This is a genomic window from Winogradskyella litoriviva, assembly GCF_013249065.1.
In the GTDB taxonomy this organism is placed as follows: domain Bacteria; phylum Bacteroidota; class Bacteroidia; order Flavobacteriales; family Flavobacteriaceae; genus Winogradskyella; species Winogradskyella litoriviva.
This window is the reverse complement of the sequence record NZ_JABRWQ010000003.1, coordinates 223,095-239,397: the sequence shown is the minus strand read 5'-3', so window position 1 is coordinate 239,397 and position 16,303 is coordinate 223,095. Positions and strand designations below refer to the sequence as shown.

Annotated in this window: 13 protein-coding genes; 12 read left to right on the top strand and 1 reads right to left on the bottom strand. The window is 34.0% G+C overall.

Features of this window, described 5'->3' with window-relative positions; all coding sequences use genetic code 11:
• Positions 1–184 precede the first annotated feature (184 nt).
• The 9 genes from HNV10_RS07560 to HNV10_RS07520 all read left to right on the top strand — a co-directional run bounded on the left by HNV10_RS07560 (position 185) and on the right by HNV10_RS07520 (position 8,662).
• On the top strand, positions 185–1,012 hold the full coding sequence (locus HNV10_RS07560) for an SDR family oxidoreductase (RefSeq protein WP_173300729.1): 828 nt from the start codon (positions 185–187) through the stop codon (positions 1,010–1,012).
• 9 nt (positions 1,013–1,021) lie between these two features.
• A complete protein-coding gene (uxuA, locus tag HNV10_RS07555) occupies positions 1,022–2,209 on the top strand; it encodes a mannonate dehydratase (protein ID WP_173300728.1) in 1,188 nt (395 codons plus the stop codon).
• Positions 2,210–2,237: 28 nt separating this feature from the next.
• Positions 2,238–3,077: a 5-dehydro-4-deoxy-D-glucuronate isomerase gene (gene kduI / locus HNV10_RS07550; RefSeq protein ID WP_173300727.1), complete on the top strand. Its 840-nt coding sequence runs from the start codon at positions 2,238–2,240 to the stop codon at positions 3,075–3,077.
• A gap of 1 nt (position 3,078) precedes the next feature.
• Entirely contained in the window at positions 3,079–3,873 is a 795-nt protein-coding gene (locus HNV10_RS07545) for a gluconate 5-dehydrogenase (RefSeq protein ID WP_173300726.1), read from the top strand.
• 76 nt (positions 3,874–3,949) lie between these two features.
• Positions 3,950–4,648 carry a FadR/GntR family transcriptional regulator gene (locus tag HNV10_RS07540; protein ID WP_173300725.1) on the top strand — a complete coding sequence of 233 codons (699 nt, stop codon included), beginning with the start codon at positions 3,950–3,952 and terminating at the stop codon, positions 4,646–4,648.
• A 43-nt stretch (positions 4,649–4,691) separates the two neighbouring features.
• Positions 4,692–5,873, top strand: coding sequence for a DUF4861 family protein (locus tag HNV10_RS07535; protein WP_173300724.1), 1,182 nt, complete (start codon positions 4,692–4,694; stop codon positions 5,871–5,873).
• 1 nt (position 5,874) lies between these two features.
• On the top strand, positions 5,875–6,864 hold the full coding sequence (locus HNV10_RS07530) for a TRAP transporter substrate-binding protein (RefSeq protein WP_173300723.1): 990 nt from the start codon (positions 5,875–5,877) through the stop codon (positions 6,862–6,864).
• Positions 6,864–7,355, top strand: coding sequence for a TRAP transporter small permease (locus HNV10_RS07525; RefSeq protein ID WP_173300722.1), 492 nt, complete (start codon positions 6,864–6,866; stop codon positions 7,353–7,355). Before HNV10_RS07530 ends, HNV10_RS07525 begins: the two co-directional genes overlap by 1 nt.
• A 2-nt stretch (positions 7,356–7,357) precedes the next feature.
• Entirely contained in the window at positions 7,358–8,662 is a 1,305-nt protein-coding gene (locus tag HNV10_RS07520; protein ID WP_194241027.1) for a TRAP transporter large permease, read from the top strand.
• Between the two features lie 92 nt (positions 8,663–8,754).
• Here the strand turns inward: HNV10_RS07520 and uxaC are convergent, their stop codons facing one another.
• A complete protein-coding gene (gene uxaC / locus HNV10_RS07515; protein ID WP_173300721.1) occupies positions 8,755–10,161 on the bottom strand; it encodes a glucuronate isomerase in 1,407 nt (468 codons plus the stop codon).
• Positions 10,162–10,454: 293 nt separating this feature from the next.
• Between uxaC and HNV10_RS07510 the strand changes: the two genes are divergently transcribed.
• Genes HNV10_RS07510 through xylA form a run of 3 tightly spaced genes read left to right on the top strand, consistent with a single transcriptional unit; the run spans position 10,455 to position 16,293 of the window.
• Positions 10,455–13,463 (top strand): sugar-binding domain-containing protein, encoded by a 3,009-nt coding sequence (locus HNV10_RS07510; protein ID WP_173300720.1) that lies wholly within the window; start codon positions 10,455–10,457, stop codon positions 13,461–13,463.
• Positions 13,464–14,951 (top strand): xylulokinase, encoded by a 1,488-nt coding sequence (locus HNV10_RS07505; RefSeq protein WP_173300719.1) that lies wholly within the window; start codon positions 13,464–13,466, stop codon positions 14,949–14,951.
• Positions 14,952–14,967: 16 nt separating this feature from the next.
• A complete protein-coding gene (xylA, locus tag HNV10_RS07500) occupies positions 14,968–16,293 on the top strand; it encodes a xylose isomerase (protein ID WP_173300718.1) in 1,326 nt (441 codons plus the stop codon).
• Positions 16,294–16,303: the final 10 nt, after the last annotated feature.

Genomic DNA, 16,303 nt, shown 5'->3' with positions numbered 1-16,303 from the left:
ATAATATTAAGTGTAAAAACTTAGTATAAAAAAAGTATAAATCTGTTTAATTAGTCCAAAAATTATCTGCTAAAATATTATAATAAAGCATGACAGGACAGGATGGCGATTTTTTAATTATCAGTTAATTTTACAGGTGTTTTTACACATTGAGTCTAAAATTTTAATCATTCAAAAAATATACATGAGCAAAACAATTGTATTAACCGGAGCAGGAGGTGTTTTATGCAGCACTCTTGCCGAGGCATTAGCAAAAGAAGGGCATAACATTGCCGTTTTAGATTTAAGAAAAGAAGCCGCAGACAAAGTAGCTGAAGCCATAGTTAAAAGTGGAGGAAAAGCAATTGGTGTTGAAGCAAATGTTTTAGAAAAAGAATCCTTGATTAAATCAAAAAAAGTGGTAAATGAGGCTTTTGGAACATGTGATATTTTAATTAATGGCGCTGGAGGTAATCATCCACTTGGTACAACAAGTAATCCGTTTTTTGAAATGGAAGATCTTAAAAATACCACGGAAGGTTTTAAAACCTTTTTTGATTTAGATGCAAAGGGTATTGAGTTTACATTTAATCTTAATTTTCTTGGAACGTTATTGCCAACACAAGTTTTTGCGCAAGATATGGTAGGTCGTGAAGGTTGCAGTGTACTGAATATTTCATCTATGAATGCTTTTACACCGTTAACAAAAATTCCAGCTTATAGTGGAGCAAAAGCGGCTGTTTCAAACTTTACTCAATGGCTAGCAGTTCATTTTTCTAAAGTAGGTATTCGTGTTAATGCATTAGCACCTGGATTTTTCTTAACCGATCAAAATAGGTCGTTGTTAACTAATAAAGATGGAAGCCTAACTAAACGTGGACAGCAAATTATAGATCAAACACCAATGAGTCGTTATGGCGAGCCAGAAGATTTAATTGGCACTACGTTATGGCTATGTGGAGAAGGGTCAAAATTTGTAACTGGAGTAGTTGTGCCAATAGATGGTGGATTTGCTGCTTATAGTGGCGTATAAAATATAATTATGAGTTTAAAATTAGAACAAACATGGAGATGGTACGGTCCTAACGATCCAGTCTCTCTTTTAGATATAAAACAATCTGGTGCTACAGGAATTGTGTCGGCATTACATCAAGTTCCTAACGGTGAAGTTTGGACGGTTGCAGATATCAATCAACGTAAAGCTGAAATAGAAAGTGTTGGTTTAACATGGTCGGTTGTAGAAAGTGTACCAATTCATGAAAACATAAAAACCAAATCTGGCGACTACAAAAAATTCATTGAAAATTATAAGCAAACGCTACTTAATTTAGGTGCATGCGGAATTGATATTGTATGTTACAATTTTATGCCTGTTTTGGATTGGACACGTACAAATCTCGATTATGAAGTGGATGATAAATCTACAGCGCTTCGATTTGAAGCTGCTGCTTTTGCTGCATTCGAATTGTTTTTGTTAAGACGTCCAGGTGCAGAAAACGATTATACTGAAACACAAAAAGAAAACGCAAAACGTTTTTTAGAAAATGCATCAGATGAAGATCAAAAAACTTTAGTCAGAAATATTATCGCTGGTTTACCTGGTGCTGAAGAAGGTTACACACTTGAAGAATTTAATGCCATTCTAGCAACCTATAATAAAATCGGGCCAAAAGAATTGAAAGCAAATCTGTTTTCTTTTCTGTCTGAAATTATTCCTGCAGCAGAAAAAGCTGGAGTTTTGATGTGCATTCATCCAGATGATCCACCATTTCCTATTTTAGGATTGCCAAGAGTAGTCAGTACAGAACAAGATATTGTTGAGTTATACGATGCTGTTAAAAGCCCTAATAACGGATTAACATTCTGTACAGGTTCCTTCGGAGTACGTGCAGATAATGATTTAGCAGGCATGGTAGAACGCCTAGGAGATCGTATTCATTTTATCCATTTAAGAGCAACCAAACGTGATGCAGAAGGCAACTTTCATGAAGCAGATCATTTAGATGGTGATGTAGATATGTATGCCGTAATGAAAGCTTTAGTTATAGAACAGCAAAAAAGGGCAGCATCTGGTCGTAAGGATTTACGCATGCCATTTAGACCAGATCATGGTCATAAAATGCTCGATGATTTAAAAAAGAAAACAAATCCTGGATATTCAGGAATAGGACGTTTAAGAGGGCTTGCCGAATTAAGAGGTTTAGAACTTGGTATTAGACGTTCATTATAAATTAATATTAATTCAGAAATAATACAATATGTCAACTACATTCGAAACACGTTACGCCTCTAGTCCAAAGGCAGTAAAACAATACGATACGCAACAATTAAGAGATGAATTCTTAATTAATGACTTGATGCAAAATGGAAAGATTAAATGGGTTTACACACATTACGATCGTTACATGGCTGGTGGAGCTGTACCAACATCTGATTTAAAACTAGAAACTATAGATCCTCTTAAAGCAGATTACTTTTTAGAACGCAGGGAATTGGGAATTATTAATGTTGGTGGTAACGGAAGTATTACGGTAGATGGTGAAACTTTTGTAGTTAATCATAAAGATGCTTTATACATTGGTATGGGAGCAAAAGACGTTGTTTTTAAAAGTGATGACGCAAGTAATCCGGCTAAATTCTATATGAATTCTGCACCAGCACATAAAGCCTATCCAACAAAAAAAACTAGTTTGGATGAAGCTAATAAAATTGAATTAGGTAGTTTAGAAACTGCTAATCATAGAACGGTTAGTCAGATGATAATTGGTGGTATAGTAACTACGTGTCAATTGCAAATGGGAATGACAGAGCTTAAAACAGGAAGCGTATGGAACACTATGCCAGCTCATGTTCATGATAGACGTATGGAAATCTATTTTTATTTAGATGTGCCAGAAAATCAAGCTGTATGCCATTTTATGGGTCAGCCTCAAGAAACACGTCATATATGGATGCATAATCACCAAGCTGTAATTTCGCCACCATGGTCTATTCACTCTGGTTCTGGGACTTCAAACTATACTTTTATTTGGGGAATGGCAGGTGAGAATTTAGATTATAACGATATGGATGTTGCAAAAATTACTGATTTAAAATAAGATGTCTCAAGAATTATTTAATATAAAAGGAAAAGTAGCACTCGTTACTGGCAGTACTCACGGGTTGGGTATGGCGATGGCGATGGGCTTAGGAAAAGCTGGTGCAACTATAGTTGTTAACGGTAATTCTTCTCAAGAAAAAATTGACAACGCTGTTGCAGACTATAAAAAAGAAGGCATCAACGCTGTTGGTTATAAATTCAATGTTGCAAAAGAAAGCGACGTTATTGAAGCTATAAAAAAGATTGAAACTGAAGTCGGAAACATTGATATTCTGGTTAATAACGCAGGTATTATAAAACGTACGCCTTTAGCAGAAATGGAAGTTGAAGATTTTAAGCAAGTCTTAGATATCGATTTGGTAAGCCCATTTATTGTTTCAAAACATGTTGTAAAGGGTATGATGGAGCGTAAAGAGGGTAAAATTATTAACATCTGTTCTATGATGAGTCAGTTAGGTCGTAATACTGTTGGAGCTTATGCTGCAGCAAAAGGCGGTTTGGTAATGTTGACCAAAAATATGGCAACAGAATGGGCAAGATTCAATATTCAGGTGAATGGTATTGGTCCTGGTTATTTTGCCACATCGCAAACAGCTCCTATCAGAGTTGATGGTCATCCTTTTAATGATTTTATTGTCAATAGAACTCCTGCTGCAAAATGGGGAGACCCTAATGATTTAGCTGGTGCAGCAATATTTTTAAGTTCAAAAGCTAGTGACTTTGTAAATGGACATATTTTATATGTAGATGGTGGAATTTTAGCTACTATTGGAAAACCTTCAAATGAATTGTAAATCATTGAATTAATTTAACCATTAAAATTAAAACAGTTGTTTTTATATTGGTTTAAAGTGTTGAAATAAAAACCTTATGAAACTTGAAACATTTTTAAAAACAGAAGATTATGATCTTCAAAAAGATATTATATCAAAGATTAATGATGTAATAATTTATAAAAATTTAGAGTCGGGAGATAGGTTGCCCTCAGAAAGAACGCTTGCGGAAAAATTTGAGGTTTCAAGAAGCAGTATAAGGGCTGCAATACAAAAGTTAGAATTTTATGGTGTTCTAAAATCAATTCCTCAAAGCGGAACATATATTGCAAATATTGGTGTTGTTGCTATAAACGGAATTATTAAAAACCTGTTAAGATTAGATAGTCCAGATTTTAAATCTTTAGTTCAAACAAGAATCTTATTAGAATTAAAGATAACGGGTTTAGCAGCTGTAAACAGAACAGATGCAGATTTAAAAGATATGGAAGCTGCATTACAAGCATATAAAGATAAAGTATTGAATAAAGAAGATGCTGTACAAGAAGATTTACTTTTTCATTTGGCAATTGCAAAAGCAGGAGGTAATACAACTATGAATAGTATAATGCTGATGATTACACCTGAAATTATTATGAATTTTGAGAAATACCATATATGCGACGAAGGTTTATCTCAAAATGTAATAAATGAGCACCAAGCCGTTTTTGATGCTATTAAAAATAAAGATTCAAAATTAGCGCAAGAAAAAATGAAAGAACATTTTAAGGTTCTTTATGAGTATTGTAATCACTAGAGTAATATAACATATTCTGATAACTCAAAAAATTAAATAAAAAATGAATATTACGAAGATTTCATTTTTAGTAATTGTATCACTTTTACTTTCTTGTTCTACTGATAAAGAAAATACGATTATTACAATAAAAAATTCACTAGAATTTGCACGTACTTTCGAAACCGTTGAATTAACTAAGTCTGATTTAAATTTAGAAAACCTTACAAACGTAGGTATTCGAAATATGGAAAGCAAAAAATTAGAAATTACCCAAATTATAGATTCTAATAATGATGGAGATTTTGATGTTATTTTATTTCAACCAAAAATAAAGGCGAATGCTGTTGCGAAATATGAAGTTGTATTAATTTCTGAAGCAGAAAAAACTAAATCACAAGAGTTTTGCTATTCTCGTTTTGTACCAGAACGAACAGATGATTATGCATGGGAAAATAATAGAGTTGCTTTTAGAACATTTGGACCAACAGCTCAAAAAATGATAGAGGATGGTGTTAAAGGAGGTACGCTAACAAGCGGTATGGATGCTTGGTTAAAACGTGTAGAATATCCAATTATAAATAAATGGTATGCTAAAGCTGACAAAGAAAAAGGGGCATATCACAAAGATACTGGTGAAGGTTTAGATAACTTCCACGTTGGCGTTAGCCGTGGTGTTGGTGGTATTGCGGTAAAAACAGATTCTAATTATGCAGTTTCTAAAAATTTTACGGCATGGAAAACTATTACTAATGGTCCTATAAGAACAAGTTTTATTTTAGATTATGAAAATTGGGATGCTAACGGTAAAGAAATAAAAGAACGAAAACATATTTCGTTAGATTACGGTCAAAACCTAAGTCGACATATTGTTGAAATAACCGGAACAGATAAAGTGTCTATTGGTTTAACGCTTCATAAAAATGATGGAGAGGTAACAACTAACAAGGCAGAAGCCTGGATGAGTTACTGGGAGCCTTTTGATGATTCAGAATTAGGTCAAGGTGTTGTTCTTAATGATAAAACCGGTTTAGTTGCTTTTGATAATTATGTTACAGATAAAAAAGACCAAAGTAACTTATACGTTCAATCTGATGTTTCAGAGAAAATTGAATACTATGCTGGTTTTGGATGGAAAAAATCAGGACAATTTCAATCAAAAGAAGAATGGAACAATTACCTATCACGTTTTTCAACATGTCTCGATAATCCGTTAGAAGTTAAGGTGAAAATACCATTAAAATAGTATGAAATATAGCACAATAAAAACAATTGCAGTACTTGTATTACTTGTTATAAGTATATCTTCGTGTAAAGATGAAACTGGCCCCAAAGTACTTTATTTAGGACATACCTTACCACAAACCCATCCTGTGCATAAAGGCATATTAGAATTTCAAAAATCACTAGAAACCAAATCGAATGGAACTTTAAAAGTTAAGATTTTTCCTGATGCTCAATTAGGTTCAGAAAGAGAGGTTTTAGAATTATTACAGATTGGGAGTGTAGCTGCTACTAAAGTTAGTGCAGCCACTCTGTCTAATTTCGTGCCCGAATATCATATTTTAGGAATACCGTATTTGTTTAAAGATAAAGAACATCAATTTGAAGTTTTAGAAGGAGAAGTAGGTAAATCAATACTAGAGAAAGGGAGTAAATTTTGGTTACGAGGGCTTTGCTATTACGATGCTGGAAGTCGAAGTTTTTATACTAGTAATAAGGCTATTAGAACACCAGATGATTTAAAAGGTCTTAAAATTAGAGTGATGAATAATCAAATGGCTATTAACATGGTCAATTCCATGGGAGGATCGGCAACGCCTCTTGCCTATGGAGAATTATATACAGCGATTCAACAAGGTGTTGTTGATGGTGCTGAAAATAATCCACCATCATTTGTGTCTTCAAATCATTATGAAATTAGTAAATATTACACTTTAGATCAGCATTCCTCTGTTCCAGATGTTCTTTTAATTGGAACTAAATTCTGGGATAAATTATCAGAACAAGAAAAAATATGGGTGCAGGAAGCTGCAGACGAATCTGCTCAGGCTCAGAAGAAGTTTTGGAGTGATTCTGTAGAGGAATCCATGAAAATTGCTAAAGAAGCTGGAGTGGAAATTATCGTTCCTAAAAAGTCCTTATTTGCAGAAAAATCAAAATCTGTTGTTGAAGATTTTGTTAAGGAGTTTCCAGAAATGAAACCCTTAGTTAATAAAATTAAATCGAATGACTAATGAATAAAACAGACCTTTTTTTTAATAAAGTAAGTAAAATTCTCGAATGGTTTATGATTGTGATTTTTGCGCTTTTGGTACTAGATGTTTTGTTCCAGGTATTTTCTAGATATCTTTTAGGAACATCCTTTACATGGACAGAAGAGTTTGCACGTTTTGCATTAATCTGGATGACTATTCTAGGTGCTGCCTATCTTAATGGGTCACAAGAGCACCTATCTATGGATTTTTTGTATCAAAAGTTTTCTAAGTCAAACAAAATAAAAGTTTCTATTTTAATAGAGGTGTTAATATTTTTATTTGCCCTTATTGTAATGGTTATTGGAGGCTTAAACCTTGTGTACACAACCTTACATCTAGAACAACTTTCAGGCACATTAAGAATTCCATTGGGTTACGTTTACGCTATAATGCCTTTTAGTGGGTTTTTAATTATGTGTTTTTCCATATATCATATTTCAAATATTTATAACAACAAAAAAGAAGTTTAATTATGAGTATAGAAGTTATAAGTATTATCGTTTTGTTTGTGAGTTTCTTTACACTCTTGTTACTTAAAGTACCTGTGGCATATAGTATAGGAATTGCAACCACATTAAGTCTATTACTAAATATTGATAAATTACCTGGATTAACTACCATTGCACAGCGTATGACAACAGGTATTGATAGTTTTGCCTTGTTGGCAATTCCGTTTTTTATTTTGGCTGGTGATATTATGAAGCGTGGAGGTATTGCAACACGACTCATAAATTTTGCCAAATCATTAGTATCAAGTCTTCCAGGTGGATTAGCCTATGTAAATATTTTAGCTTCTATGTTATTTGGAGCTATTTCTGGTTCAGCTCTAGCTGCAGCCTCTGCAATAGGTAGTATAATGACGGATAGAATGGAAGAAGAAGGTTATCCTAGAACATTAAGTGCATCCGTAAATATAACGGCTTCTACAACAGGGTTATTGATTCCGCCAAGTAATATTTTAATAGTTTATGCATTAGCGAGTGGAGGAACGGCTTCAGTAGCCGCTCTGTTTATTGCAGGTTACTTACCAGGTATATTATTAGGTTTTGCTATTATGGGCTATGTTGCATTTATTGCTATTAGCAAAGGGTACGCAAAAGGTAAACGCGCAACATTTTTTGAAATTTGGACATTTTTTAGAAAAGCTTTTTTTAGTTTATTACTGCTAGTAATTGTAGTTGGAGGTATTGTTGCCGGAATATTCACTGCTACTGAAGCTTCTGTAATTGCAGTATTATATGCAGCTATATTGTCTTTAGTTTATGGCGACATGAAAATAAAAGACTTTTCAGGCGTATTATTATCTAGTGCTAAAACAACGGCTGTCGTTATGTTTTTAATATGTACATCTATGGCCATGTCATGGTTGTTTTCTTTTGAAGGAATTCCTGAAATGATTAGTACGTTTTTATTAGAATCCTTAAATAATAAGTTTGCCATATTTTTAGCGATTAACCTTATATTATTGGTAATAGGAACATTTATGGATATGACTCCTGCGGTTTTAATTTTTACACCAATTTTTCTGCCTGTAGTAACTGCTTTAGGGATGGAACCTGTTCACTTTGGAATTGTGATTGTACTGAATTTATGTATAGGTATTTGTACACCTCCAGTAGGAACACTTCTGTTTGTGGGAAGTGGTGTAGCCAAAGTTTCGGTAACACAGGTCATAAAACCATTACTGCCATTTTTAGCAATTATGGTGGCCGTATTAATGCTTATAAGTTTTATTCCTGAAATATCTATGTTCTTGCCTAGGTTGTTTGGTTTGTAGGCTAATTATATAATTAAAAAATCCCGATTCTGATTTAACGGAATCGGGATTTTTTAATTCATGTGTAAAAATCTAAGTTGAAAATGTTGTTTTTATGGCTTGAAATTGAAATAGTTTTTAGCATTATAATAACAAATATCACTCACAATTTTTCCTAACCATTTTTCGTCATTTGGTAGTTCCCCATTTGCAACATCGTTACCAATAAGGTTACATAGAATCCTTCTAAAATACTCATGCCTTGGGAAAGAGAGGAAGCTACGTGAATCGGTGAGCATACCAACAAAACAACTTAACAAACCTTGATTTGATAACGTATTCAATTGTTTTTCCATCCCATCTTTCTGGTCTAAAAACCACCAAGCTGCACCAAATTGCACTTTCCCTTTAATATTGCCATCGTTAAAGTTGCCAACCATAGTAGCAAACACTTCATTATCTGCAGGGTTTAAATTGTAAACGATTGTTTTGGTCAGTTGATCTGTACTATCTAAAGCATTTAAAAAACCACTTAAACCAACAGCTTGCGAAAAATCGCCAATAGAATCGAATCCAGTATCTGGTCCTAATTGTTTTAACAACCGTTTATTATTATTTCTTATTGGGCCCAAATGCAATTGTTGTGTCCAACCTTTTTTATGATAAAATTTACCTAATGCAAGCATTGTTTCTGCTCTGAAAAACTGAACTTCTTCTATGGTTAAATTTTTTCCAGACTTAACAGATGTAAACAATTTTGAAACATCATATTTTTTATTCGAAAAATGGTTTAATTGTTCCAACCCATGATCAGAAAGTTTACAACCATGAGCATCAAAATAATCGATTCTGTTTTCAAGTGCAGACAATAAGTCATCGTAAGTTTCAATTCTAAAACCAACAGCATGCCCTAAAGCCTCAATGTAATCAGTATAAGCTTTACTGTCTTCAACAGCATAAGCTTTATCTGGTCTAAATGTTGGAAATACATTTACTTTTTTGTCGCTCTGTGCAATTTGTTTATGGTATTTTAAATCGTCAATCGGATCATCTGTCGTACATAGCGATTCAACATTTTGTTGTTCTAACAATCCACATGTAGTGTGGGTCGGTTTTTCAAGTAAATCTGAAGTTACTTTGTAAACTTGTTCAGCATTTTCTGGGGTTAACAAATCTTGAATTCCAAAATAGCGTTGCAACTCTAAATGTGTCCAATGGTATAATGGATTTCTTAAAGTGTAAGGTACCACTTCAGCCCATTTTAAGAATTTGTCTTTATCTGATGCATTTCCGGTAATATATTTTTCGTTAATACCATAAGCTCTCATTGCACGCCATTTATAATGATCACCATAAAGCCAAACCTTGGTTATGTTGTTAAAGGTTGTGTTCTCTGCAATCTGCTTAGGTGATAAATGATTGTGATAATCTATAATAGGAAGCGGTTTTGCATAGTCATTATATAGAATTTTTGCAAAGTCGCTTTGTAAAAGAAAATTGTCGTTTATAAAGGATTTCATTTAATAAATTTTTTACTAATTTAAGATGTTTTGATTTTTTTTGTTTAATAAACTAAAGTAACCTAGATAATTGTTAGTTCTGTCCTGTGCTGTGCTGATAGGTGTTTCATGCAAGGTATCCATAAAACTAATTAAGTATTGTTAATTAAGATTACTAAAAATAGATAAATCTCATTTTAAAAGACAGCACAGTACAGGATATTATATCATACAGTTTTTCTTAATCTTGAATAAATTGTTTTTTCTAATAAATTCAAGCCCAAAAGAGGTTTTAAATTAAGATTTTTTATTAAATGAAAGCTTTACATTTTTATTTTGCAATAATTTTTTTATTCACCTTTTTAGGATGTGAAACAAAAGACTCGCTGTCTTACAATGAAGGTAATTTGCCTACAGGAAATAGAACAAAATATAATTTTAATCCGGATTGGAAATTTATTAAAGATAACCCTGAAAATGCTGAAATAGTTGGTTATAACGATGGATCTTGGGCAACTATAAGTTGTCCTCATACATTTAATGATGTCGATACCTTTGACGATTATAGTCTTGGGCATCATAATGGAGAAGAAAATCAATGGAGAGGGACAGTTTGGTATAGAAAGCATTTTAAATTACCTGCTTCCGATGAAGGAAAGAAAATATTTATTGAGTTTGAATCGGTAAGACAAATTGCAGATGTTTACATCAATGGAAAACATATAGGGCAGAACCAAACTGGGTTTATTCCTTTCGGGTTTGATTTAACACCATATATCAAGTTCGGTTCCGAAGAAAACATTATTGCTGTAAAGGTTAATAACGACAGAGGTGATCATTTTAGAAACAACTTTCCGTTGGTGTGGAATCACGAACATTGGCATCCTACACATGGTGGTATTTACAGAAATGTATTTTTACACACAATGGATCCTCTGCATATAACATTGCCATTGTACGATAATTTAAAAACAGTAGGAACTTATGTGTATGCTGAAAATATAAGTGATAAGAATGCAGATATTTTTATAAATGCCGAAGTTAAAAATGATTCAGATTTAGAAAAAACCATGACCTTAGAAGCTCAAATTATTGATGAAGAAGGAAAGGTGGTTAAAACGTCAACATCTGAAAAAACATTTTCACCTGGAGAAAAATATACATTTTCAACTAATACCAATCTTTCAAATCCTAATCGTTGGTATACACGTCATCCATACATGTACAAGGTATTGACACTTTTAAAGGAAGGCGATAAAATTTTGGATGCTTACGAAACTCCGTTAGGGATTCGTAGTTTCGAATTTAATAAAGATACTGGATTTTGGAACAATGGAGAATATGCAAAACTACATGGTTGGGGACAAAAACCAACTAATGGTTGGGCAGGACTTGGTGCCGCATTGCCAGATTGGTTGCGTGATCATACATTTCAATTAATGGATGAAGCAGGAGGTAATTTTATACGTTGGGGACATTGTGCTGGTTCACCAGCCGAGGTTGCCATGGGTGATAAATATGGGTTTGTAAACTTAATGCCGGGAATTAGCGGTGAGTCTGAAGATGAGGGAGAAACCTGGGACATTCGTATAGCCGGATTCCGAGATATGATTGTGTACTACCGAAACCATCCATCTATTTTCATTTGGGAAGGTGGTAATTGGGCAGAAAGCGCTAAACACTACGAAGAAATTTTAGAGGTTATCAATACATTCGATCCTAACGGAAAACGTTTAATGGGAAATAGAAGAGCTGATGTTAAAAATGATTCAGAAGGCTATATATCTATTGAAATAGGAACAGAAGGTTGGGAACGTGAATATCCAGATTTACCAATTGTAGAAAGTGAATACATGCGTGAAGAAGCACCAAGACGTATTTGGGATAAGCATTCACCTGATGATAATTTTTTTAACCATCCTAATATTCAAAAAAACACTTATAAGATTACTTCAGAGCAATTTGCGGTAAGGCAAGTGGAACATTGGTGGGATAAGATGGGTAAAAAAGCCTATCATGTAGGAGGTGCTAATTGGATTTTTTCTGATGGAACGCATGGTGGTCGTGGACAAACAGAAGTAACCAGAGCAAGTGGTGAGGTAGATGCTGTACGTTTACCAAAAGAGGCTTTTTATGCTACGAAAGCCATGTGGAGGCCAGAACCTCAAGTACACATTATTGGTCATTGGAATTACAAAGAAGGCACTAAAAAGGACCTATTCGTGGTTTCAAATACTGCTGGTGTAAAACTGTACATTAACAATAAATTGATAGGTGAAAATAAATCACCTGAAAGTGGGTATCTGTATACCTTCAAAAATGTGGAGTGGGAAGCAGGCGAAATTAAAGCCGAAGGGATTATTGATGATGAAGTTCGTGTAACTCAAACTAAAGAAACTGCAGGAAAGCCCTTTGCTTTGAAGTTGACACCAATTACTGGCCCAAAAGGATGGAGAGCTGATGGTTCAGATATTGCACTTATTGATGTAGAAGTGGTTGATGCTCAAGGTAGAAGATGTCCGTTAGCAAAAGGACGTGTAGATTTTACGGTCTCTGGTCCAGCAATTTGGCGTGGTGGCTATAATAGTGGAAAACAAAACTCAACAAACAATTTATATTTAGATATTGAAGCAGGTATTAATCGTGTTGCGGTACGTTCACTTTTAAAAGCAGGGACAGTTACAATTACAGCAACTCAAGAAGGATTACCTCCTGTTAGCATAGAATTAACTTCTAATGTTGTAGAGATTCAAAATGGATTAACAACAGAGTTGCCTCAGGTTTTCCAAAACGTGTTAACTGAAGAACCTATGCCAGTTCATACTCCAGAAATTCCAGAATACATTCCAGGTAAAACCAACAAAAGTAAGTTGTTTACAAAATTCAGTTACACAGGTGATGGTAAAGCCATGCTTCGTACCAATATGCATTGGGGAAAAAAGGCCTATACTGACATGGAGGAAAATTATACCGTTGTGCCACAATATTTAAGAGGGTCAGAATATATAAGAACTCCAAATGCAGACAATAGATATTGGGCTCGTGACCTATTGCAATTTATTGCAGGTGAAAATATGGATATTTATGTGTTGCATGATGATACTGTACCAAGTCCAGAATTTCTTTTGGAGAATTTTAAGGATACAGGAGATGACATCAACGTAGGTAAAGTTAAGATGTCTATTTATTATAGAAAAGCAGTTAAAGGAGAAAGTATTGTTATGGCTGGCAATAGCGATAACGATGCGCCCGCAGAGAGCAGAATGTACACTGTAGTTGCTAAAAAGAGAAACAATCAAAATAATATAAGAGTTAATCTATAAATGAAATATTACTTAGGATTAGATATAGGAAGTTCATCCATAAAAGCAGCTTTAGTAGAAGTTGTATCTGGAAAGAGTTTAGGTGTTGTACAAGAACCGAAAGAAGAGATGAGTATGTATGCCAAAAAAAATGGTTGGGCAGAACAAGAACCAAACGATTGGTGGAAACATATCTGTACTGCTATTAAACGGTTAAAAAATGAATATAATGTTAACAGAACACAAATAATTGGAGTAGGAATTGCCTACCAAATGCATGGACTTGTTCTGATTGATAAAGCAGGTAATCCACTCCGTAAAAGTATCATTTGGTGCGATAGTAGAGCAGTAGAAATTGGAAATAAAGCGTTTAACCAAATTGGAGCAGAGAAATGTGTATCTCATTTGTTAAATTCTCCGGCAAATTTTACCGCTTCTAAATTAAAATGGGTGAAGGATAATGAGCCGGATATATACAAAAACACATATAAGTTTATGTTGCCTGGTGACTATATAGCTTACAAGTTTTCAAATACAATAAACACAACCATATCAGGATTATCTGAAGGCATTTTCTGGGATTTTGAAAAGAATAGTGTCGCAGACTTTTTATTAGAATACTATGGTTTTAATAAAGAATTGGTGCCAGAAATTGTTGAAACATTCGGTATTCAGTCTTTGGTAGACGACAAAGGAGAAGCTGAGAGCGGATTGGCGGCAGGAACTCCTATTTTATACAGAGCTGGTGATCAACCAAATAATGCACTTTCATTAAATGTATTTAACCCAGGAGAAGTCGCAGCAACTGGAGGCACATCTGGTGTTGTCTATGCAATTACAAAAAGTTTGTCTGGAAAAGAAAGTACGCGTGTTAATAATTTTGCACATGTAAATTATTCAAAAGAGACTAAAAATATAGGAAAATTACTAAATATAAACGGAGCAGGTATTCAATATCGTTGGCTTTTAAATAACTTATCAGTAAATTCTTATGAGGAGATGAATAATTTAGCCTCAAATGTTCCAATAGGTTCAGATGATGTATGCTTAATACCATTTGGAAATGGGGCTGAGCGGATGCTCAACAATAAAGAATTGGGTACACGTATTGTAAATATTAATTTAAATAATCATCATAAAGGCCACTTATGTAGAGCCGCTTTAGAAGGCATTGCCTTTTCTTTTGTTTATGGTATTGAAATTTTGAAATCAGATGGCATTCAACCAAGTGTCATTAGAGCAGGAAACGATAATCTATTCCGTTCAGAGATATTTGCAAATACTGTAGCGACTTTAATTGAACAAGAAATAGAAATTTACAATACAACTGGAGCCATTGGAGCGGCAAGAGCAGCGCATTTACATCACGGTGATTTTAAAGGCTTTGGAAAGGTGATAATGGATAATGATCATGTAATGACGTTTATGCCTTTTAAAGACAAGCAACCTTATTTGGAAGCATACAATAACTGGAAAAAAGAATTAGAACTCGTATTAAATAAAGTATAACACAAAATAAATTATAATGGTAATTTTAGGAAACAAAGAATACTATAAAGGAATAGGCGAAATCAAATTTGAAGGTAAAGAATCAGACAATCCTTTAGCATTCAAATATTATAATCCAGAGCAAATTGTGGCTGGTAAAACTATGCGAGAGCATTTTAAATTTGCAATTGCTTATTGGCATACATTCTGTGGTCAAGGCAGTGATCCGTTTGGTCCAGGAACCCAAAATTTTGCTTGGGATCAATCTTCAGACCCTGTACAAGCCGCAAAAGACAAAGCAGATGCGGCTTTTGAATTTATTAGTAAAATGGGATTTGATTATTTCTGTTTTCATGATTACGACTTAATCCAAGAAGGTGCAACATTTGGAGAATCTGAAAAACGATTGGCTTCAATTACAGACTATATAAAAGATAAACAAGCTGAGTCTGGTGTAAAACTATTATGGGGAACTGCCAATTGTTTCTCTAATCCTCGTTATATGAATGGTGCTTCAACCAATCCAGATTTTGATGTGGTTGCTAGAGCAGGTGGGCAAATTAAATTAGCATTAGATGCTACCATTAAATTAGGTGGTGAAAACTACGTTTTTTGGGGAGGAAGAGAAGGTTATATGTCTTTATTGAATACTGATATGGGACGAGAATTAGATCATATGGGACAATTCCTTACTATGGCAAGAGATTATGCACGTGCTCAAGGATTTAAAGGTAATTTCTTTATTGAACCAAAACCAATGGAGCCAATGAAACATCAGTACGATTTTGATAGTGCTACAGCAATTGGTTTTTTACATAAATATGGATTGGAAAACGATTTCAAAATGAATATTGAAGTCAATCACGCTACGTTAGCACAACATACGTTTCAACATGAATTGGAAGTAGCCGCTAATGCTGGTATGCTAGGAAGTTTGGATGCCAATAGAGGGGATTATCAAAATGGTTGGGATACCGATCAATTCCCAAATAATATCCAGGAAACTACAGAAGCCATGTTGGTATTCTTAAAAGCTGGAGGCTTACAAGGTGGAGGAATCAATTTTGATGCTAAAATCAGAAGAAATTCTACAGATATGGAGGATGTGTTTTATGCACATATTGGTGGAGCAGATACCTTTGCTAGGGCATTGCTTATTGCAGATAAAATTATAAAGTCTTCTCCTTATGAAAAACTAAGATCAGAACGTTATTCTTCTTTTGATTTAGGAGCAGGAAAGGATTTTGAAGACGGTAAATTATCCCTTCAGGATTTATACAATATTGCTCGAGATAACGGTGAATTATCTTTAAAGAGTGGTAAACAAGAATTATTTGAAAATATAATTAATCAATATATATAAGTTAATGCCT

Bases quoted from the DNA above. Each gene is read 5' to 3' on its own strand.
- HNV10_RS07525 (WP_173300722.1), top strand. From the start codon at position 6,864: ATGAATAAAACAGACCTTTTTTTTAATAAAGTAAGTAAAATTCTCGAA.
- HNV10_RS07510 (WP_173300720.1), top strand. From the start codon at position 10,455: ATGAAAGCTTTACATTTTTATTTTGCAATAATTTTTTTATTCACCTTT.
- HNV10_RS07505 (WP_173300719.1), top strand. From the start codon at position 13,464: ATGAAATATTACTTAGGATTAGATATAGGAAGTTCATCCATAAAAGCA.
- HNV10_RS07545 (WP_173300726.1), top strand. From the start codon at position 3,079: ATGTCTCAAGAATTATTTAATATAAAAGGAAAAGTAGCACTCGTTACT.
- kduI (WP_173300727.1), top strand. From the start codon at position 2,238: ATGTCAACTACATTCGAAACACGTTACGCCTCTAGTCCAAAGGCAGTA.
- xylA (WP_173300718.1), top strand. From the start codon at position 14,968: ATGGTAATTTTAGGAAACAAAGAATACTATAAAGGAATAGGCGAAATC.
- HNV10_RS07535 (WP_173300724.1), top strand. From the start codon at position 4,692: ATGAATATTACGAAGATTTCATTTTTAGTAATTGTATCACTTTTACTT.
- HNV10_RS07540 (WP_173300725.1), top strand. From the start codon at position 3,950: ATGAAACTTGAAACATTTTTAAAAACAGAAGATTATGATCTTCAAAAA.
- HNV10_RS07560 (WP_173300729.1), top strand. From the start codon at position 185: ATGAGCAAAACAATTGTATTAACCGGAGCAGGAGGTGTTTTATGCAGC.
- uxaC (WP_173300721.1), bottom strand. From the start codon at position 10,161: ATGAAATCCTTTATAAACGACAATTTTCTTTTACAAAGCGACTTTGCA.
- HNV10_RS07520 (WP_194241027.1), top strand. From the start codon at position 7,358: ATGAGTATAGAAGTTATAAGTATTATCGTTTTGTTTGTGAGTTTCTTT.
- HNV10_RS07530 (WP_173300723.1), top strand. From the start codon at position 5,875: ATGAAATATAGCACAATAAAAACAATTGCAGTACTTGTATTACTTGTT.
- uxuA (WP_173300728.1), top strand. From the start codon at position 1,022: ATGAGTTTAAAATTAGAACAAACATGGAGATGGTACGGTCCTAACGAT.